20 protein-coding genes are annotated in these 20,870 nt (G+C 32.8%); 2 read left to right on the top strand and 18 right to left on the bottom strand.

What is annotated here, in order from left to right; genetic code table 11:
- Positions 1 to 82: 82 nt before the first annotated feature.
- Entirely contained in the window at positions 83 to 262 is a 180-nt protein-coding gene (locus tag CN692_RS25600; RefSeq protein ID WP_098121933.1) for a hypothetical protein, read from the bottom strand.
- 386 nt (positions 263 to 648) lie between these two features.
- The gene (locus tag CN692_RS25595) at positions 649 to 1,314 is read right to left on the bottom strand and encodes a DUF2642 domain-containing protein (RefSeq protein WP_098121932.1); all 666 of its coding nucleotides are present in this window, start codon (positions 1,312 to 1,314) and stop codon (positions 649 to 651) included.
- Between the two features lie 712 nt (positions 1,315 to 2,026).
- Here CN692_RS25595 and CN692_RS25590 point away from each other — a divergent pair.
- The gene (locus CN692_RS25590) at positions 2,027 to 3,400 is read left to right on the top strand and encodes an ArsB/NhaD family transporter (protein ID WP_098121931.1); all 1,374 of its coding nucleotides are present in this window, start codon (positions 2,027 to 2,029) and stop codon (positions 3,398 to 3,400) included.
- A 330-nt stretch (positions 3,401 to 3,730) separates the two neighbouring features.
- Here CN692_RS25590 and CN692_RS25585 read toward each other — a convergent pair whose 3' ends face one another.
- The 10 genes from CN692_RS25585 to ilvA form a co-directional block, all read right to left on the bottom strand.
- Positions 3,731 to 4,150, bottom strand: coding sequence for a universal stress protein (locus CN692_RS25585; RefSeq protein WP_098121930.1), 420 nt, complete (start codon positions 4,148 to 4,150; stop codon positions 3,731 to 3,733).
- 15 nt (positions 4,151 to 4,165) lie between these two features.
- A complete protein-coding gene (locus CN692_RS25580) occupies positions 4,166 to 5,371 on the bottom strand; it encodes an MFS transporter (RefSeq protein WP_098121929.1) in 1,206 nt (401 codons plus the stop codon).
- A 96-nt stretch (positions 5,372 to 5,467) separates the two neighbouring features.
- Positions 5,468 to 6,784: an APC family permease gene (locus CN692_RS25575; protein ID WP_373605059.1), complete on the bottom strand. Its 1,317-nt coding sequence runs from the start codon at positions 6,782 to 6,784 to the stop codon at positions 5,468 to 5,470.
- Between the two features lie 63 nt (positions 6,785 to 6,847).
- Positions 6,848 to 7,855 carry a bifunctional threonine ammonia-lyase/L-serine ammonia-lyase TdcB gene (tdcB, locus tag CN692_RS25570; RefSeq protein WP_098121927.1) on the bottom strand — a complete coding sequence of 336 codons (1,008 nt, stop codon included), beginning with the start codon at positions 7,853 to 7,855 and terminating at the stop codon, positions 6,848 to 6,850.
- 154 nt (positions 7,856 to 8,009) lie between these two features.
- The gene (locus CN692_RS25565; protein ID WP_098121926.1) at positions 8,010 to 8,972 is read right to left on the bottom strand and encodes an L-threonine 3-dehydrogenase; all 963 of its coding nucleotides are present in this window, start codon (positions 8,970 to 8,972) and stop codon (positions 8,010 to 8,012) included.
- Between the two features lie 48 nt (positions 8,973 to 9,020).
- Positions 9,021 to 10,214, bottom strand: a complete 1,194-nt coding sequence (locus CN692_RS25560; RefSeq protein WP_098121925.1) for a glycine C-acetyltransferase — start codon at positions 10,212 to 10,214, stop codon at positions 9,021 to 9,023.
- A gap of 525 nt (positions 10,215 to 10,739) precedes the next feature.
- Positions 10,740 to 11,930 (bottom strand): MFS transporter, encoded by a 1,191-nt coding sequence (locus tag CN692_RS25555; protein ID WP_098121924.1) that lies wholly within the window; start codon positions 11,928 to 11,930, stop codon positions 10,740 to 10,742.
- A gap of 101 nt (positions 11,931 to 12,031) precedes the next feature.
- Positions 12,032 to 13,132: an alkene reductase gene (locus CN692_RS25550; protein WP_098121923.1), complete on the bottom strand. Its 1,101-nt coding sequence runs from the start codon at positions 13,130 to 13,132 to the stop codon at positions 12,032 to 12,034.
- 74 nt (positions 13,133 to 13,206) lie between these two features.
- Positions 13,207 to 13,470 (bottom strand): ArsR/SmtB family transcription factor, encoded by a 264-nt coding sequence (locus tag CN692_RS25545; protein WP_098121922.1) that lies wholly within the window; start codon positions 13,468 to 13,470, stop codon positions 13,207 to 13,209.
- 460 nt (positions 13,471 to 13,930) lie between these two features.
- Complete coding sequence (gene ilvA / locus CN692_RS25540) at positions 13,931 to 15,190, bottom strand: threonine ammonia-lyase IlvA (protein WP_098121921.1); 1,260 nt, start codon at positions 15,188 to 15,190, stop codon at positions 13,931 to 13,933.
- A 235-nt stretch (positions 15,191 to 15,425) separates the two neighbouring features.
- Here ilvA and CN692_RS25535 point away from each other — a divergent pair, with 235 nt between their 5' ends.
- Positions 15,426 to 16,307, top strand: a complete 882-nt coding sequence (locus tag CN692_RS25535) for a 5'-3' exonuclease (protein WP_098121920.1) — start codon at positions 15,426 to 15,428, stop codon at positions 16,305 to 16,307.
- 228 nt (positions 16,308 to 16,535) lie between these two features.
- Here the strand turns inward: CN692_RS25535 and CN692_RS25530 are convergent, their stop codons facing one another.
- From CN692_RS25530 to CN692_RS25505, 6 genes are all read right to left on the bottom strand, one after another.
- Positions 16,536 to 16,973, bottom strand: coding sequence for a hypothetical protein (locus tag CN692_RS25530; protein WP_098121919.1), 438 nt, complete (start codon positions 16,971 to 16,973; stop codon positions 16,536 to 16,538).
- Between the two features lie 343 nt (positions 16,974 to 17,316).
- Positions 17,317 to 18,231, bottom strand: coding sequence for a tetratricopeptide repeat protein (locus CN692_RS25525; protein ID WP_098121918.1), 915 nt, complete (start codon positions 18,229 to 18,231; stop codon positions 17,317 to 17,319).
- Between the two features lie 109 nt (positions 18,232 to 18,340).
- Positions 18,341 to 18,667, bottom strand: coding sequence for a hypothetical protein (locus CN692_RS25520; protein ID WP_098121917.1), 327 nt, complete (start codon positions 18,665 to 18,667; stop codon positions 18,341 to 18,343).
- A gap of 608 nt (positions 18,668 to 19,275) precedes the next feature.
- Positions 19,276 to 19,599: a hypothetical protein gene (locus CN692_RS25515; protein WP_098121916.1), complete on the bottom strand. Its 324-nt coding sequence runs from the start codon at positions 19,597 to 19,599 to the stop codon at positions 19,276 to 19,278.
- A 250-nt stretch (positions 19,600 to 19,849) separates the two neighbouring features.
- Positions 19,850 to 20,404: a histidine phosphatase family protein gene (locus CN692_RS25510; RefSeq protein ID WP_098121915.1), complete on the bottom strand. Its 555-nt coding sequence runs from the start codon at positions 20,402 to 20,404 to the stop codon at positions 19,850 to 19,852.
- Positions 20,405 to 20,845: an NUDIX hydrolase gene (locus tag CN692_RS25505; RefSeq protein WP_098121914.1), complete on the bottom strand. Its 441-nt coding sequence runs from the start codon at positions 20,843 to 20,845 to the stop codon at positions 20,405 to 20,407.
- Positions 20,846 to 20,870 lie beyond the last annotated feature (25 nt).

Genomic DNA, 20,870 nt, shown 5'->3' with positions numbered 1-20,870 from the left:
ATGATCATCCTCTTTTTTAATGCACTGCTTTAGTTACACAACTACACAGGTCGTAATTTGTGCTGAATCCAACTTTTATAGCTTAAAATGGTCCAGGTGAAGTATTCGTATTATTTTGATGGCTTGTTGTATATCTTCCAATTTCTTCATCCATTGTTTGATTATTACTTTTATCTGGATTACCAGTTCCAAACTTCTTTTCCATAAAAAATCCAAATCCAATCATAACAATAACAAATCCCAAAATTGCATATCCAACCATAGTCATATACCTCACTTTGTTTTCCATTGTAATGTTGGTTCTATCTAAAGAAATTATTATTAACAAATGATTAGTCATCAGTTCAAAAGATTAAATTCTTATAATATAGTATTCAATATGACTCTAAAAAGTCATTTTTATATTTTACGAATCCTTCCATATACTACCAAAAAACCCCTTTTTTAACTTATCTTTTTTATTATCACTTCTTATACAATTAAACTTCCATTTTGTATTACGCAATATGCTCGAGTTTTAATTGAAATAATGTTAATCACAGACAAGTGAGTAATGACGTCCAGCGAGGTAATTGTGTGGCAAAAAAAAGAACTTAAGTGGATATTTAAATTTTTATATTTGATATGTAGATTCTTAATTAGTCCTTTTTAAGGTAAATGAACGGATTTAATATGATTCAATCTTAAATACACAATATCTCCACTCGCAACCGATATTTCTAATACGCTATTTTCGACAGAATTAAGTAATCCAATTTTCATCGGATCATTCCCACCATCAAAAACTACAAGCTTCCCTTCTTCTTTTTTTAATTGCGATTCAAATGAACGTACGAATGGGACATTTGATGGGTTAATTGGGAATTTAACATTATCAATTGAGTAAGGCGTTACATTGTCATTGTATGGTGTGAGCCACTTTAAATGAGAAAATGAAATATACATTGTTTTAAATACTGGCGTGTAAAAAACGATATAATCACTTAAGACATTTGTAATATACCCATGAAAAGTTAGATTACCAGTCACATAAATTTCTGAAAATATGCCTCTTGCATTTGTTAAGACTTTGCGGTAGGAAATTGATTCAATCTCATTTGCAATTGAAGGTTCGATCGGCTGTGGGATTTTCTCATTAGAAAGTTCGCTTAAATGAACTCGATGAACGTGAATCCAAGGGATATAATAGTATTTTCGACCGTTATATAAAACTAGTATATCTTGTCCAGCATCTGTCAAAATACCTTCAAAGGCTATATCACCAGATAAAAGCACAAAAACTTGTCTACCTTGTAATGAATCTATATAACTCACTTTTTATCCCCCTTTAGTAATGCCTTTAAAAACTTAAGAACAATGTATATGAGCTCTGTAATAGAGCGAAAAAGTTGTATTAAGACTAAGTTAAAATTTTGATGCATTTCGTTAAGCCTTCCGTTCTACTTTTATTCTATTTTTATGTAAATTATGCATTCAAATTAGCGATACTGATGTTTCTTCAAAAGTAATCGTAAACTCTGTCACTAAAGATTGTATTAGCCGTTGAAGTCTTATTTGTGTTTAAGGTACAAATTTTCCATTCCTAAATGTTCATTCGCCAAGTTGATATTCTAATATAACAACGCATTTTTGCTTCTTTGTTATTTTATTTAATTACTTTATCTATGTAACAATATAGACTAATTGTTCGAACATATTAAATCGGTTGGTGCATGAAGAAGTTCCCCCCCTCTTCAATTACGAATAGGAGGTTTTTTAGTTGTTCTAAGATTTTTTTGATCATTCAAAAAAATTGTACTTTTGTCATGATAGTTATTTATCTTTAGGGGGCATTTGCATTACTTAGGTAAATAGCCTATCTTCTAAAAATTAGTGAAATCATCCAAAGCACGATTGATATTTTAGAATATTAATATAACAAATGGACAAGGTTCATTAAATATTTTTAGAAGGTGGACAACCGTTTATTAAATCAAAAGGTTGAAATCTTCTTATAGAAAATGCGAAAGGAGAAATTGAATATAGAATGTTTACTATAGCATTAACGATTTTTACATTTGTAGTAACGGTCGTATTAATTATGTGGAGACCAAAAGGACTAAACGTATCTATTCCCGCTCTTGCCGGAGCTGGGTTAATGGTCATTAGTGGAGCTGTATCCTTACACGATATGAAAGTAATCGCTTCGGATGTTGGCGGAGCATCGGTGACGATCATGGCAACCATTGCTATGGCACTTGTTCTTGAGAGTTTCGGTGTATTCCAATACGTAGCAGATTTTTTAGCTAGACTCTCAAAGAATTCGGGTAAACGCCTGTTTTGGTACATTAGTTTAATGAGTTTACTTATGACCCTCGTGTTTAACAATGATGGTGCAATCATCATTGCAACGCCAATCATCATCATTCTTCTAAGAAAGTTGGGACTTAAACCTCATCAGCAAATCCCATATCTATTGAGCGCAGCGCTCGTCGATACAGCAGCAAGTGCCCCACTTGGCGTCAGCAACATTGTTAATTTAATCTCTATAAAAATCATAGGAATGAGCCTCGCAACCTACTCTGAAATGATATTCGTCCCTTCAATGATAGGTGTTGGCGTATTAGCGGTATTGAACTATGTAGTATTTCGAAAGAAACTGGTTATTGATTTGAAACAAAACCGTTTATCAAAAAAACATAAACCGAAGCCAGGAAACCATCCTTTTGGTCCAAATTTTGAAGCGGCTCCTGCCGAAATACAATTTGAAACTCCTTCGAAAAAACAAAAATTATTCATGAGAAATATCTTGATATATGTCTTAGCCATTCGTGTAGCGCTATTTGTCGGTGCTGACTTTGGAATATCACCATCAATTACTGCTGTTGTTGGAGCTGGCATTCTCTTAATTTGGCGATGGATTAAGATGGGTACCTCACCGATGGATATCATTCGAAAAACACCGTGGCATGTACTCTTTTTTGCTTTTGGTATGTATGTTGTCGGAACTGGTATTGCAAACGTGGGATTAAACTCATGGCTAGTACACCAACTTCAACCGTTTATCGAAAGAGGCTGGTTTAGCTCAATTGCTGCAACTGGAATTGCAGTTAGTTTAATGTCCGACCTGTTTAATAATCACCCTGCTTTAATGATTGGCACATTAAATCTGACATCAATGCATATGAGCCAAATGGATCTTCATGTTGCGTACCTTGGAAATATTATAGGAAGCGATATCGGTTCACTTTTAATGCCAATAGGTCTTCTAGCTACACTTATATGGATGTTTGTATTAAAACAATATAAAGTGCACATTAGTTGGGCACAGTATCTCCGTGTAACAACATTAGTCATTCCTCCGACTGTAATAGCAACCGTAGTATTATGTTACGCTTGGGTTCGTTTGATTTACGGCTAAAACCAGAAAAAGGTCAGTTTTCCGTTAAGTGGAAATTAGCGAAGTTTAAATTAGTTTTTTGATAAGAATGGAGTAATCTTAATGATTCAAGAAAAAAAAATAATCCATCCAGTTTAGCAGCCCGAATGGATCATTCATAATTGCAGAATTGATTGGACCGTGGCAGAAATGACACGGTCTTTTTTTAATACCTATATTTAGCATATGTTTTTTAATCATTTATGTTCACATTCGATAAAACTTTTATAATTGTTTTACATTGTAATTAGTAAAGTTTCTATAGAATTTGTTGCTATCTAATTTTTAGTTTGGTTTATATTGCTATCTATCTTATCTCACAATCAATACAGGACAATTTGTTTCGTGGAGTACTCGATTACTAACACTTCCAAGTATTGCGTGTTTAAGCACACCTTTTCCACTTCTACCCATAACAATTAAAGGATAGTGGTGATTATTTGCATACTCTAAAATGACCTGTGCAGGCATACCATCTTTAATATGTACTTCAAAATTCACACCAGACTCCTTTAAGAAATCGATTGCTGGATTTAAAGCTTCTGCATTTTCTTCATCAAGTAGTTTATCAATATCTACATCAACCGAAAATTCTTCTACTGGTAAGTGATGATTAACCATTAATATCGTTAACTTCTCAGCGCTTATCGTTTTAGCTAGTTCCGCTGCATGATGCAATGCACGCGATGAGGATGCTGATTGATCAAATGGGACGAGTATTTTATTATACATTATTCTTTCTCCTTCTTAATGACCTTCAATATGGTCAACATGTGATAAATGTTTCTTGTTTGCCCATACTGATAATACTCCGATCAGAACAAATGCCCCTCCAACGTAGAATGGTACTCGAGGATTAAAGCTTTCTGCCAATTTTGGAGCAAGCCACGGTCCAACCGCACCACCAAGGAATCGAACAAAGTTGTAAGCCGCTGAAGCGACGCCACGATCTACAGTTGAAACATTCATTACTGACGTGGTAATCAATGTATTGTTAGCACCTAAAAATAATCCTGCTATAACAACGGCTGTTATTAACCATAGTTCTGAATCAACCCCTATGCCCATTGAAATCAATGTTAAAGCAAACAGAAATAATACCCAGCACATTGATTTGATTGCACCAATATATTCTTGCATTCTTGGAGCAACAAGTACGGAAGTAAAAGCTAACGCTATACCCCATCCTAAGAATACATAACCTAATCCATGCTCTTTTAACCCCATTTCTGCGAGAATAAATGGAGTAAAGGCTAGTAAAGTAAAGAAACCAATATTGTAAAGAAAAGCTGTTAAACCTAATGTAAATAGTCCTCTATTTGTCAATGCCTTCAGTGGATCTAATATGGAAATCTTTTTATCCGACTTTGGAAGATTTGGCATTTTTATTAATAAAGCAATCAATACAATTACCATTAATACACTTACCCCATAAAAAGGACCTCGCCATGTTATTGCTCCAAGTTCTCCACCTAAAAGTGGCCCGACAGAAATACCTAGACCAATCGCTGCTTCGTAAAGAATAATTGATTTTAATGGTCCTGAATTTGATAGACTTACGATTGCAGAAAGAGCTGTTGCAATAAATAATGCATTCCCTAATCCCCAACCAACACGGAACCAAATAATCTGACTAATACTACTTGATGAACCAGATAATGCTGAAAAGAGGATAACTAGACAAACCCCGGCAATAAGAGTCCATTTGATTCCAATTTTACTTGAAACCATACCAGTAAAAATCATCGAAATTCCCATGATTGCATTATAGCTAGTGAATAATAATGAAACCTGGCTAGGTGATGCATGCATTTGCGCACCGATAGCTGGTAGAATCGGATCAACAAGTCCTAACCCCATAAAAGAAATAATACATGCAAAAAACAATACCCAAATGACAAGTGGTTGTTTTTCTGATTCCACTTCACTAACTCTAGCTGCTGCTTGACTCATAAAATTATCGGTCTCCTTTTTAACCTATGGCTTCCATTAAAATAATTTTCAACTCGAACTTTTTCAGTAAGTGCTAAAGATAATAGGATTCTTTGGTCATTCATCATCAATTACTTTATGATTATTTCGTAATATGTAATATACTGGTAGTCCTATTAAAGTTAACCCAATGCCCCAAAATGCTAATATGGTTTGCGTTATCAATGTATTGACAACGATGAAAATCCCTCCTATTATTGCGATTGTCAAAACAATTGGTAAAAACGGTACTTTATACGGTCTCTTTAAATCGGGTTCTCGTTTTCGTAAAATGTACACCGCCATGAATGTTAATGTATAGAAAATCCAGATAACAAATACTAACATATCAGTAAGTAAGTCAAATCCACCTATAAACATCATAAAAATGGCAACTAATAGGATAAATAGTCCAGCATTATATGGGACACCTGTTTTTGATAATTTTCCAAACCAACCACTAAAAGGAAGCTTATTCTCTCTTGCCATTACATATGGAACTCTCATTCCAGTCATTGTATATCCATTTATCGTGCCAAAAACCGAAATCAAAATTCCAATTAGTACAAGCTTACCTCCAAGATTTCCAAATAATGCTTTCGAAACTTCAGTTGCAGGAGTAGCAGTCCCAGCTAATTGCGCTGCAGTCAAAACAAATAAAAATGAAATATTAATCAATAAATACACAGCCATGACGATTGCAAGTCCTAATACGATTGCTTTTGGTAAATCATTTTTAGGATTTTTCATTTCTCCTGCAATGTTTCCTACAAGAATCCATCCGTCATATGCAAACATCGTTGCAAGTAATGCTGAACCTAAAGCTGACAAAAAGCTGCGATCACTTCCAACTTCAATTGGAAAGAGCTGAAAGGTCACATTTCCTTCATGTAATAGTCCAAATATAATTAAAATCGCTAAAGGGATTAATTTACAAAACGTAAAAAGTGATTGAATGCTACCTGCTGTTTTTGCCCCTAAGAAATTCATAAATGTAATAAAAACAGCTGTAATTACCGCTATAAGGGTAACAGTAAACTTATTAGAAGATGCATTTACTCCAAAAATTGAAACTGCTTGTGTACCAAAAATTATTGAGAGCGCGGCAATATTTGCTGGAAAATAGATGATTGTTTGTGCCCATCCGAGTAAGTAGGCGGTCATATCTCCGTAAGTGTGCTTTAAATATGCAACCATTCCTCCTGTTTTAGGTATAGCTGCGGCAAGTTCAGCACCCGATAAACCTGCACAAATTGTTATTGCACCACCAATTACCCAAGCTAGTAAACCTAAACTAGCAGATCCAGTTGCACCATACACTGCTGTGGCTTTAAAGAAAACTCCACCACCAATAACAGTTCCAATAACGGTAGTTAAAGCTGCAATAAACCCCATTTCTCTTCTTAGTTTATGTTCGGACAATACGACCACCCATTCTTTTCACTTAATATAAAAAGATTACTTTACTTCATTTCCAAAGAAATGTTCACATACACTTGATATTCTTTCTAAGTCAACATTTCCACCTGATATAATTGCTACTACTTTTTTATCTTTTATATATTTTGCTGCTTTACCTGATAGAATTACAGCTGTGGCTAGCGCACCTGACCCTTCTACTACAGCTTTTCCACGCTGTAATAAATCTTTCATTGCGACCTCTATTTCTTCCTCACTCACAAGGACTATTTCGGTTACTAATTCTTTCACAACTTCAAATGTTAACTTTCCAGGAACTTTTACTGAACAACCATCTGCCATTGTTGGGGCAACATAATTACTTACTATTTCACCTGCGTCTATTGATGCTTTCATTCCATGAACATTTTCAGCTTGTACACCTATAATGTTGATTGAAGGGTTAAATGATTTTAATGCAACAGAAATTCCAGATATAAGTCCACCACCACCAATTGGGACAATTACAGTATCAACATCCCAGAGATCATCTAAAATTTCGATACCAATCGTTCCTTGACCAGCCATAATATAAGGATCGTCATAAGGATGTATGAAAGTTTCTCCAGTTTCCTCTCGTACTTTAGCGCAATAGTCTTTGGCATCATCAAATGTTTCACCGTATAAAATGATATTTGAACCGTATCCTTCTGTTGCTTGAACCTTTGCTTTTGGAGCAGATGAAGGCATTATGATTTTACTTTTAATATGTAATAGCTTAGATGATAATGCGACACCTTGTGCATGATTACCCGCTGAACATGCGATAATTCCTTTACTTCTCTCTTCCTCTGTTAAATGTGAAATCTTATTAAATGCTCCGCGAAATTTAAATGAGCCTGTTAATTGCATATTTTCAAGCTTTAAATAAATTTCCCCATCTGACTTAGAAGTTAAATAAAATGATTTTACTAAAGGAGTTTTTCGAACTTTGCCTTCTAAAAGTTCATAGGCTGTTTTAATATCTTTAATCGTTAAAGGTAATAACATATTTTCTAAATTATTCATATTCCAACATCCTTTTTTATCGGCATTTCAATTTATCATTCTCGATACTTGATAAAATAAGTTTGTGTCAAAATACTTAACAAAATACCAAAAACAGGGATAAGGAAAGGAAGGAGAAAAAAAAGAAGGAGACAATTGTCTCCTTCTTTTTTAATTATGCTTGAGCTACGTTTAACTTTGCAGCTAATTTACTTAGCATATCTTCAGACATACGATCTAAATCAAATTTTGGATCGAAGCCCCACTCTTGTTTTGCTGCTGAAGAGTCAATTGAATTTGGCCATGAATTAGCAATTCCTTGACGAATTGGATCAATGTCAAAATCTAAAGTAAACTCAGGAACGAATTTACGAATCGATGCTGCAATTTGAGTTGGTTCAAATGACATCGCAGAAATATTAAATGCATTGCGATGTACTAGTTTTGATGAATCAGCTTCCATTAATTTAATAATAGCATCAATTGCATCAGGCATATACATCATATCCATATAGGTTCCTTCACCAATAAATGATGTATATTTCTTATTTTTTAATGCTTCATAATAAATGTCTACAGCGTAATCAGTTGTTCCTCCACCAGGTACTGTATCATAAGAGATTAAACCAGGGAAACGAACTCCACGAGTATCTACGCCAAATTTTTCAAAGTAGTAATCACATAATAATTCTCCAGCTACTTTCGTAACTCCGTACATTGTAGTTGGTCGTTGGATCGTATCTTGTGGCGTGTTATCTTTTGGAGTAGCAGGACCAAAAGCACCAATTGAACTTGGCGTAAAGAATTTTAAGCTTAATTCTCTAGCAACTTCAAGTGCATTAACTAATCCACCCATATTTAAATCCCATGCTAAAGTAGGTTTAGCTTCAGCAACAGCTGATAATAGAGCAGCTAAATGAATGAATGTATCAACTTCATATTTTTTAGCAATCTCTAACATTTTTTCTTTATCCATTACATCTAAAATTTCAAAATGACCAGTTTCTAAAATTGGGCTTCCTTCAAGACGGCGAATATCTGTCGCAACAACATTTTCAATCCCGTATTCACTTCTAAGACGCATAGTTAATTCTGAACCGATTTGTCCAAAACAACCAGTAATTAATATTTTCTTCATTCCTTAGTCCACCTTATAGTATTAATCAATCGAATGTAGTATTTTATATTATTTAATAACTTTTAATTCGCGACCTACTTTTTCATAAATAGCTAAAACTTCATCTAGCATTTCCTTAGTATGCGCTGCTGTTGGCATATTACGAATACGACCAGTTCCAAGTGGTACTGTTGGGAATACGATTGACTTCGCATAAACGCCTTCTTCGTATAGACGTTTAGAAAATTCTTGTGTAAGATTTTCGTCACCGATAATACATGGAGTAATTGGTGTTTCAGAGTTACCGATATTAAATCCTAATTTTGATAATCCTGCTTTTAAGTAGTCTCCATTTTCCCATAGCGTTTCGATTTTTTCTGGTTCTTCAGACATAATACGAATTGCTTCAATACACGCTGCAGCACTTGCTGGTGTTAATGATGTAGAGAATAAGAATGGACGTGCACGAACTTTTAACCAATCGATTAATTGTTGTGAACCTGCTACATATCCTCCAACTACACCAACTGCTTTAGAAAGTGTTCCAATTTGGAAGTCAATTTTATCAGATAATCCGAAATGCTTAACTGTTCCAGCACCTTTACCCATAACACCTGAACCATGAGCGTCATCGATGTAAGTTATTAAGCCAAACTCTTCAGCAATTTTTACGATTTCAGGAATATTTGCTACGTCGCCATCCATTGAAAAAACGCCATCAGCTATATACATAACTTTTTCATATAAGCCATTTGTTGTAGTTTCTTTTGCTTTTTCACGTAAATCATCCATATCTTGATGTTTTACACGAATAATTTTTGCACCTGAAAGTCTGCAACCATCAATGATTGAAGCATGGTTTAATTCATCAGATAAAATCGCATCTTTTTTCGTCATAACTGCAGAAATAGCACCCATATTACAATTAAAACCAGATTGGAATGCAATAGCAGCCTCAGTATGCTTAAATTCAGCAATTGCCTTTTCAAGTTGATCGTGGATATCCATCGTTCCGTTGATTGTACGTACAGCTCCAGCACCTACACCGTATTTTTCAGTTGCTTCAAAAGCAGCTTTCTTTAAACGCGGATGAGTTGCAAAACCTAAATAGTTATTTGAAGATAAATTTATAAACTGTTTGCCACTAATTTGAATAGTAGCCTCGTTAGAACCTTCTAAAGAGTTAATCTCATTATAGAGCCCTTTCTCTTTTAACTCAGCTAACTGTGGAGTTAAAAATGCTTCTAATGTCTTACTTGACATAAATACCAGCTCCTTAATTATCTTTAATTATCATTTAAAAGGAGTAAGCCCCCAACTTTTATATTTACTACTTATTATTAAATAAATATAAAAAATTATCGTTTTATTATTTTCCATTTTTGTGAGTTTAAAGAAATATGTATAGTTCACAAATCGTTAATTTGAGGCTTTCCGAATACAATTATAAATCGGTTACAAAGCATTAGGAATACTTTTATACAAAATTTATTTGAAAAAGGTTGAATTTAAATTATTATAAAAATTCATATAATTCCAATATTATACGTTTTGTTTTTTTAGTAAAACATATAAGGAGATTTAAGACCATTACCAAAAAGAAAAAAGACCACAATTTGTGGCCTAATGGTAATGAAAAATAAGCTTATCAATTAATAATCAATTTTTCATAAAGGCAGTAATATGTTATTGATTTCCATTACAAGACTCTTAGACCACAATGTTGACTAATAGTTAAATTTACTTTTTTACAATACTAAAAGTAATTAAATTTCATAATCGCTCAAATTAAGCTCTTATTTGTGTTCCAACACTTTGTCTAGCTTTCTTTTCAGTCATTAAGTATTGTGACAAAACAAATGTTATGATTAAAGAAATAATAACGGGAATTGATCCCATCCAAGTAATTGAACTAATGGATATTTGACTAACTGCAATTCCTCCGATTGCTGCGCCAAAAGCGAAGCCCAATTGCATCATCGATTGGTTTAATCCTAATAAAACATCGGATGATTTTGGTGAAATCGTAGCTAAGTTGAATTGTTGTGTTGCTCCTGATGACCAACCAGCAAATGACCATAATGTAAGAATAATGATGACAGTATTAATTGAACTAGTTATAAAAGTTAATAAAATGATTGATAAAATATTAAGTACAAGTCCTCGTTTTAAAGTAAGTGTAATCCCCCACTTGTCTGCACTAAATCCACCGAACTTGGATCCAATTAAACTTGCTATTCCTAGGATTAGTAAAGCGAAACTTAAAACGTGATCGCTCATTCCAGTAGTTTGAACAAGATAAGGTGATAAATAAGTAAAAACAATTCCGTACCCGCTCATTAAGAAAAACGTAATTGATAAAGCTAATGCAATTTTTGGTTGTTTAAACATTCCAATTTGTTGTAGTAATGGAATCGGTTGATCACCGTGAGTTTTTGGGATTGTTTTAATAATAACTACTAAAGCAAGTAGTACAAATATTGCAACTCCAAGAAAGACTAATTTCCAATCATATGCAGATGCAACAAATCTCCCGATTGGAACACCTATAATTAATGAAGCTGTAAACCCCATGACAACTGTTGCAATGGAACTTGCCTTTTTATTTGGTTGTGCAATTTTAGCTGCTAAGCTTAGTACTGTTACAACAGTAACACCAGCACTTAAAGCCATAACGATGCGTGCAACCATAAATAAACTGTAACCTGGTGCGATCACTGCCATTAAATTTCCTACTATAAATACGCTTAAAGAAAATAAAAGTAACTTTCGTCGTTCCATTTTTGCAAATAACGCCATTAAGATTGGTGTACCGATTGCATAGATTAATGAATAGACAGTAATTAATTGACCTGCAGCTTCAATGGATATACCTAGTTGATTTGCTATTTTATCTAAAATACCAGATATAACGTACTGTGAAGTTCCAACTAAAAAACTAATCATTGCTAAAATATAAATTTTCCCATTAGTAGACATAATATAATTCCTCTCGAATTAATTTCGTATTTCTATAAATACCGAAATAAAGATTTTTAGAAAAGGAAGCTACTAATAAGCTTCCTTTTTATTTACAAAAATTAGATTAAACTATTTAGATGCTTTTTAGCATCATATTCTTCAATTTCTTCGCCATTTTTCAAACGGTGTAAAAGATCTGGATTAGAAATTAAAGGACGGCCGAACGCAACAACATCAATCGTTCCTTCTTCAATAGCTTTTTCTGCCATTTCAGGATCTATTGTTCCTACTCCAACAATCGCTCCATCCCAGTATTTTCGTACAAGTTGATGCATCGTTTTACCATCAGCAAGTACACGATCAAATTGCATAATTGATGGGTGTAATAAAGTTGCACCAACTTCTTTGAATGCTTCAATAAACGTGCGAATAGCGTATTCAGGATCCTCCCACATATATCCTGGAATATCAGCTTTATGTGCAGAAAAGCGAATCATCGTTCTCTCAGTACCAATTGCTTCGATAACTACTTTTATAACTTCTTTCATAAATGTTAATCTTTGTGGAAGATCCCCACCATATTGATCGGTACGATTATTTGTAATATCAGAGTTAAATTGATCGATTAAGTATCCGTGCGCAGCATGAATTTCAACACCATCAAAGCCCGCTTCAATTGCATTTTTAGCTGCTTGAGCATATTGATTAATTACTTCTTTAATATCCTCTAACGTCATCGCTTCAGGAATATCATATGGCTTACGATATCGAGACACTAAACCTTCTGCACGAATTGCTGAAGGTGCTTGTGGTGGCATGTTTCCAGCTAGCTCGTGATGAGATAGGCGTCCTACGTGCCAGATTTGTGAAATCATTGTCCCTCCTTCTTTATGAACAGCATCTGTTACCTTTTTCCAAGCATTAATTTGCTCCTTAGAATAAATACCTGGAACACCAGGGTAACCTTTACCGCGTGGACTAATAACAGTACCTTCAGAAATAATTAATCCAACTCCATCAGCAGCTCGTTTACGATAATATTCAACAACTTCATCTCCAACTACACCAGTTTCATCATCTGCAAAGCATCTTGTCAATGGGGCCATTGCTGTACGACTTTGTAAATTCCAAGCACCTATTTTAACAGATTCAAAAAGCTTACTTTCTGAACCATTTTGTAATTTTCCCCAACTAGTTTTTTCTTTACTTTCTAAACTCATATTCAGTTCCCCCTATTATTATTCGGTATTTCTATAAATACTGAAATAATAAATAAAATTTTACCGCTTTATTTTTAAAGTAAAGCGGGTGCATATTTTTCCAAAACTTCTCTTTGTAAACTATAGTATCTGAAGGTACCTTCTTTGCGGACAGTAAGTAAGCCGCAATCAAGTAATGGTTTTAAATGATGTGTCAATGTAGAATTCGCCGATACCTTTATTTGATTCTTCATTTCAAGACAAGCTAATTCCGATTGCTTAGCAAGTACTTTTACAATTTGCAATCGAGTTGATTCTCCTAATGCTTTATATACCTTTACTGCAATATCATCGTTCACCACTATGACCTCCTTTCAAAGACCAGCTCTTATTTCAGTATTTCTAGAAATATTGTATTTTAATGTATTCGTAAAGTCAAGATTGGTGATTTCTTTTTTTAAGAGATATACATTTGTGTGAAATGCGAACAAAATATGAACTTTGTTGATAAAGTTGTGAACTTTATTGATATACTGCTGATTTTTGTTGATATATGGTTACTTTTTGTTGATATGCTACTTACTTTTATTAATATTTGGCATAAATCACTGACTTTCGGGCGTATTACATATTCTTTGCGATATTTTTTCATAACTCACAAATATTTACGCTTATTTCATAATCTTTTTATGTAAGTAAAAGATATTCTTCCGTAAACAACTAATATTTGTTCGTAATCAGTTAAACTTTTAATATCTAAAATACAAAATTCCACAAGGATTTTACCTTGTGGAATTTTTCACTAATTGGCCAATTCGTTTAAATAAGTAGATTAAATAAAGTAGGGTTGTTATTGATTTCCATGAATTGAATTTCATGACAAATCATTCGCTCAATCAACGCTTTATAATCCGATTTGTTTGCTAATTCAATCCCGACTAATGCTGGGCCATTGTCCTTATTGTTTTTCTTAGTGTATTCGAATCTAGTAATATCATCATTTGGCCCCAATACTTTATCAAGGAACTCACGTAAAGCACCAGAACGTTGTGGGAAGTTGATGATGAAATAGTGCTTTAATCCTTCATGAATTAAAGATCTTTCTTTAATTTCTTGAAGTCGGTCAATATCATTATTTCCTCCAGAGACAATACAAACGACGTTTTTACCTTTTATTTCATCTTTAAATAATTCTAAAGCTGATATGGACATTGCCCCAGCAGGCTCAGCAATGATCGCATTTTTATTATAAAGCTCTAATATAGTTGTACAAATCTCACCTTCTGGAATAGCAACAACTTGATCGAGTACTTCCCGACAAATTTCATAAGTTAAATAGCCAACTTGGCCGACCGCTGCCCCATCAACAAACTTTTCAATAGAAGGTAATGATACAACTCTTCCATTTGCAATTGATTCTGCCATTGAAGCCGCACCCATTGGTTCAACTCCAATTACTTTCGTTGATGGACTAATTCCTTTTATGTATGTGCCAACTCCAGAGCTTAATCCACCGCCGCCGATCGCAACGAATAAATAATCTACTGGACGATCAATTTCATTTAATATTTCAACAGCTACTGTACCTTGGCCTGCAATAACATCTGGATCATCAAATGGATGAATGAATGTCATTTGATTTTCATTACAATAAGTTTGAGCATTTTGATGAGCAATATCAAATGTATCACCGATTAAAATAACTTCAACAAATGGACCCCCGAAGAATTTCACTTGAGATACTTTTTGATTTGGTGTAGTTGAAGGCATAAATATCTTCGCATACACCTGTAATTCATTACATGTATATGCTACCCCTTGAGCATGATTGCCCGCACTAGCACATACAACTCCTTTTTGTCTTTCATCATAAGACAAATTGCTAATTTTGTAATATGCACCTCTAAGTTTAAATGAACGGATTATTTGTAAATCCTCTCGTTTTAAAAATACGTTACAATCATATTTTTCACTTAGCATCGTACTAATCTGCAAAGGTGTCTTGTTCGTAACTTCTTTCAAAGTATTATAGGCAACTAAAATATCCTCGATTTTAACAGTACTTTTTACTTTCTCCATATGACTACCTACCCTTTGCAATTTTTTATATAAATTTCATTATAGTAAAATTCATCTAATAAATAAACAGAAAATTCAATATTTTAATTAAAGTTTTATGTCTTTTTACATTTTTGCAGAATTTATCGTTAATTTATCTTTCGTTCTATTTAGAATTAATACATTAGTTATCATTTTAAGTAGAATATGCTATGATTTTTATATTAAATAAATAGATAATAGGTGATTTATAAATATGGAAAATCAATCTTTATTATTAATTGATGGCTTTAACTTATTAAGTAGAGGTTATTTTGCAACTTCTTATGGCAGAAGTGATGAGCAGCTTTCTAAAACGAAAGATGGAGTTTATATAAATGCATTAAGAGTATTTATCCCAAAGCTATTTAACTTAATTAAAGAACATGAAATTACTCATCTAGCAGTTACTTGGGATGTAAAGCGTGAAGAAACTGATCGTCGAACTAAATATGATTTTTATAAAGCGACTCGTGGAGAACTACCATCGCCACTTATTGAACAATTTTTCACTTTAAAAACAGCACTAGAAGAAATCGGCATTGCTCAACTGGAAATGGCACCTTACGAAGCAGATGACTTAATGGGTACTTTATCAAATAATTGGTCTAATTCTGTTAAAAATAAATGCTATATTTATAGTAATGATCGAGACCTGCTACAATTAATTAATGAGCATACTTCTCAAATCATTGCCCAAAAAACGGGAGAAATCGTTTATTCTTTAGAACACTTTAGTAATGATTATGGAATCCATCCGAAACAATGGGTTGATGTAAAAGCATTATTAGGTGACTCTAGCGATAATATTCCTGGTTGCCCTGGAGTTGGAGAGAAATCGGCAATTCCATTAATTCAAATTTATAACACAGTTGAAGAATTGTATGAAAATATGGATAATCTTGACGCTAAATTTAATCGCTACAAAAAGAAATTAGAAGCTGGGAAAGACTCAACTTTTATTAGCAAAGAGCTATCTGCGATTACAATTGATATTCCTCATTTTGCAGAGTATACATTTGATGACTTAGAAATTAAGATTGATGAGGAAAAATTATCACTTAAGCTTGAAGAATTAGAAATTCGTGTAAAACGATAATATGACTATTTAAATAGTAAGTAAAAAAGAACACTATATATCTATGTAAGCCTTTCTCTTTTGGAAGACCCGCAGCTATAAAAGCAAGTATACTAACAATACAAAAAGCAGTGGAATTCAAATACGAATTCGCACTGCTTTTTATGTTCTCATAACTTCTTTGTTCTAAGCTATTTCTTATCTAACTAATTCATGCGTTAGTTGAATAAAAAATTGGTATTAATAAGATTATTTTAGATTTATTAACTTACTAATTAACATTTCACGGATATTTTCTTTTTCATTTGAAATAGAAAAGTATTTTTCTAACAACTCTAATCCTTTTTCAACATTACCTCCCTTTGCTTCAAGAAAAGCAAGCACATAGAATGGACTAGGATATATGAAATAAACATCATCACTTTTCATATTTTGAATTGCAATCTTTCTCGCGTCTTCGAGTGAATGTATAGAATTCAAACTTTTTTCAATACGTTTGATGTCTGCTTTAATAGCTTTTGTAATAGATTGCTTTACATCATCTTCTACCCACTGTGAAATAATCGTACTTCTTCCACTAAATGTAAGAAGCGCTCTAGAACTTTTTTCCGTTCGAAAGTATCGGAGTTTGTTCCCAGATACAAGTGGAATAAAATCGAGACACAGCCCATACGAAAAACTCCCCATGCCCCCCTTTGAAGGAACATATTGAAAAACTTTCCTAATTCCATTCTTGTTTTCCCCAACCCAGTAAAATTCCCCTCTCCATTTTAACTCTAATGGTAAAAGATAGGGGGTAACAATATCATTTAATAACTCTTTTAATTTATCACCTTGTATTAAAACACCTATTTTTCTTTCACCCTTATCTTTATTAAATTGTTATAATAGATTATTCCTTTATTTTAACATTTCCTTCTTCAACTTTAATGCCAAATAGTAAATAGAAGCCGTTCATTTTAATCCTCTTTGGTACGTAACTAACGCATCCGTTTAATAACAAAGTAATTTATAAACCAGAGTATAGGTTTTATTCTTGGTGTTCTGGATGTTTATGTTGTTTACAACCAAACAAATAACAGGAGCCTGTTGATGCTGGTTCAAAAGTAATTAAAGGTTTATGTCCAGATATAATTAATTCGACCATATTCTCATATGTTGCTTTCTCTTCATTTAAATGTTTAATATATTCTGCTTTATCATTTTCTGTCCAATTTTCTTCAATTGATTCTTCGGTAGCATCTTGAATTTCCTCAATTTTTTCTTTAATAGATTCATTGATAACTTCATTTATACGGGTAATATTATTGGCTTTAAAAAGTGAGTAAATAAATCTACTTATCCAATATGGGCCTTTTGAGTATTCTAGCCATCCTTTTTCAAAATAATGTACAGCTTCTTCATAACATTCTAGTTCAAGATATAATTCAGCAAGTTCAACTACTCCATCAAAATCATCAGCTTCTTCATCAAATTCTTTTAATTTTTCTTTAGCTTCGGATTTTCTTCCAAGTTCAATTAAACATTTCACGTAGCAGTACAACATATGATCTGAATTACCAGCAACTTTTAAGAATAATTCAGCAGCTTCTTCTAAGTTTCCTAAATGGTAATTTGTTATCGCATAATTACGCAATGCTTCATAAGATGGTTGAATTGAGATTGACTTTTGTAACATGCATGAAGCGAGTTTCCATTTCTTTTGCCCAATATAAATTTCGCTGATGATATTATATGGAAAATACGAGGAGGGATTTAAAGAAATAGTCTCTTTTATCAATTCGAGAGCTGTATCATCATCCTCTTCCTCATAAAGATAAAACCAAGCGAGGTTATTAAGAGACTGAATATTCCTTGATTCCTTTACTGCTTTCTGAAAAAGTTCAAAGGCTTCCTTATATTCATTTTTTTCAAATAAATCAATGGCCTTTTGATTTGTGTTCAATACCCCTCACTCCAACCTTTTGGAAATTTTATTTAATAATAACATAAAAATGAGCAGCTACTTGCTGCTCATTTTCTTCAACTATTGCATGCGTTAGTTGGATAAGTTATTAAACTTTTTCGTTTGCTACAACATTATATGTTCCTTTTTTTAGTGCCTTACGATTAATCATTGAAGTCAAAAGAATAAAAAAATTAAAGAATATCGTAAGAAAAGTAAAAACCCAAGGTAGATTTGTAATTGTCTGTGTTCCTTGAGTTGTAATTATATTTGTTGAAAACAGATTTTGACTAATCCCCTTAATCGTTGCATTATTATCTTTTATAGCATATAAAGCATTAGCAATATTGTTCTGATATGATAAAAATGAAAAAGCTATCCAAATTAAATTATTGATATTACCCCAAATTAAACGATTCCTTAGCTTATTATTCAAAATTACTTATCTCCTTATTATTTAATTTCATAATACATTTAAAACCATGTTCTTCTTAATAAGTAAATAGGCGAATTTTCTAGCAAACTCCAATTATACACTTTAAATCCTAAGGCAACTAAACTGCCAATTAGTTGCATAAGAAATGATAAAATTTGTTCCCATTGAACTTTTTGGGTTTAAGAAATTTCATTTAGTTAATTCTGCTTAATTACGTATTACGTAATTGAAATGGCATATGAAATCGGACATGAAAAAGCGATTATCTAAATAAAATTAGGCAGTTGTTAACAGTTTTGCGATTATAACTGCGATTTATATTCTAATTATCTGCTTAAACCCTATTATATCAATAAAAAAGCAGAGAGAATCAACGCGTTAACCCCTCTGCTAATATGTATACTTTTATACCTGTTTTTTAACCTGCGGGTACTCTGAAAGAGAACTTCTTAATATCTATGTAGTGTTCTTTTTAAAATAAAAGCTCTGTTTAATTAAAATGTTGATTTTTGAACTATTAGAGGTCTCATATACAACTAACACATGCATAGCTATATAAGAAAAAACTTTATCTAAACAAAATTGACTGAAGATAAACAATTAATACATCAATAAATCGGGGTTACAAAAAAAAGAGTTCCGATTGTGAACAACAATGAAACATAAAACGAAAATGGTAAATTTACAATTTCTGTTTTATGATCGATTACTGCAGATATACCTGTTTTTCCTTGTACTGTTGATTTATCTAATCTACCTATGAGTCCATCGCCATTTAAATTAAAAAATACGATATTGGCCGTAATGAATAAAGAACTAACAAAAACCCAATCAATCCATTTTGAACCCATTAAAAAAGAAAGTCCAAATGGTGTACTAATTAAAACAACAAAAGTAATAATGAATGAGAACAGTTTTTTATTTATTTTCACTTTTACATCCTCTTTCTCGATATTTTAATAACCTCATTTAATTTCAATAAATGTAATTATTTACCAATTTATTCGATATAAAAGAAAAAATTCCTTCCAATGTTTTATTGAACGGGATAATTTGCCTCTACACAAATTCACTTCAAAAAAATGAGCCACGATAGTGACTCACGACCTTGAACTATGCGTTCGTTAATAAAATAAGAAAATCAACAGTCAGTTTAAACAGAGGAAAATAAAAAAAGAATGTTTATTTTGAATCCTCTTTCCACAAGCGTTCGTAAACAAATTCGTTATTTTTAAACTTCAATTGAAATACATCCGGGTTACTTAAACTCTTCCAATTCTCAAATCCAAACTCGTCGTTAAAATGCTTTAAAATTAAAGACATTAAATTTCCATGCGTTACAACAATTGTACTTTGATGTTCACTATTGATGATTTCGTCAATAACACTTATTGCACGATAAGTAGCTTCTTGACTTGATTCTCCTCCATCAAACTTCAATTCCATATCTTCAAATGTTGTTTTTAATTTTTCTAACCAATCTGGTAAATCTCGTGAGCTTAGCTTGCGTTCTGATAAACTTTCATTGATTACAATATCGATCTTCTTTTCTTTACTTGTTGGTTCGATTGATTGAATCGCACGAGAAAAAGGACTGGAGATTATTTGATCAATCTTTATCCTTGAGAAAAATTTTGCTAAATCATTTGCCTGTTGAATTCCTCTTTCTGTTAGTTCAGACTCAACAGGTTGCCCTTTTGCTTCACAGTGCCTAATTATGTAAATTTCTTTTTCCATTTAGTTAAACCTTCTAACCGCTTTGATTAACAATTCTGCCTGTCTAATGCTTTCTTTTAAGTATATGGGGGCTTTAGGATCTGCAAAAATTTCGTCTGAAGTTAACCACAATACTGATTCTACTTCATCAGAACATTTGGCAAAAGCTTCTCCCGAATCATATTCGCAAACAAATACAATATCGATCACATGCTCCCCTTTATCTGTTACAAATGAAGTATTTCGAACGTATTTCATTTCGTCTTTAATTTCTAATCCAACTTCCTCCATCATTTCACGTTTAATGGTTCTTTCTAAAATATCCGAGGAATTTCCTTCCAATTCTGCTTTGCCCCCAACAAGTGAAAGTAATCCTCCTGCATGTTCCTCTTTTTTACTTCTTTCGATAATTAGCCATTTTCCATTTTTTTGTATTGCACCTTCTACATTAACTATAAACATAGTTTCCACCTTAATTATTTAATAA

The organism is Bacillus sp. AFS002410 (assembly GCF_002556365.1).
Lineage (GTDB): Bacteria > Bacillota > Bacilli > Bacillales > Bacillaceae_G > Gottfriedia.
The sequence above is the reverse complement of the archived record's forward strand: the minus strand, read 5'-3'. Positions and strand labels throughout refer to the sequence as shown.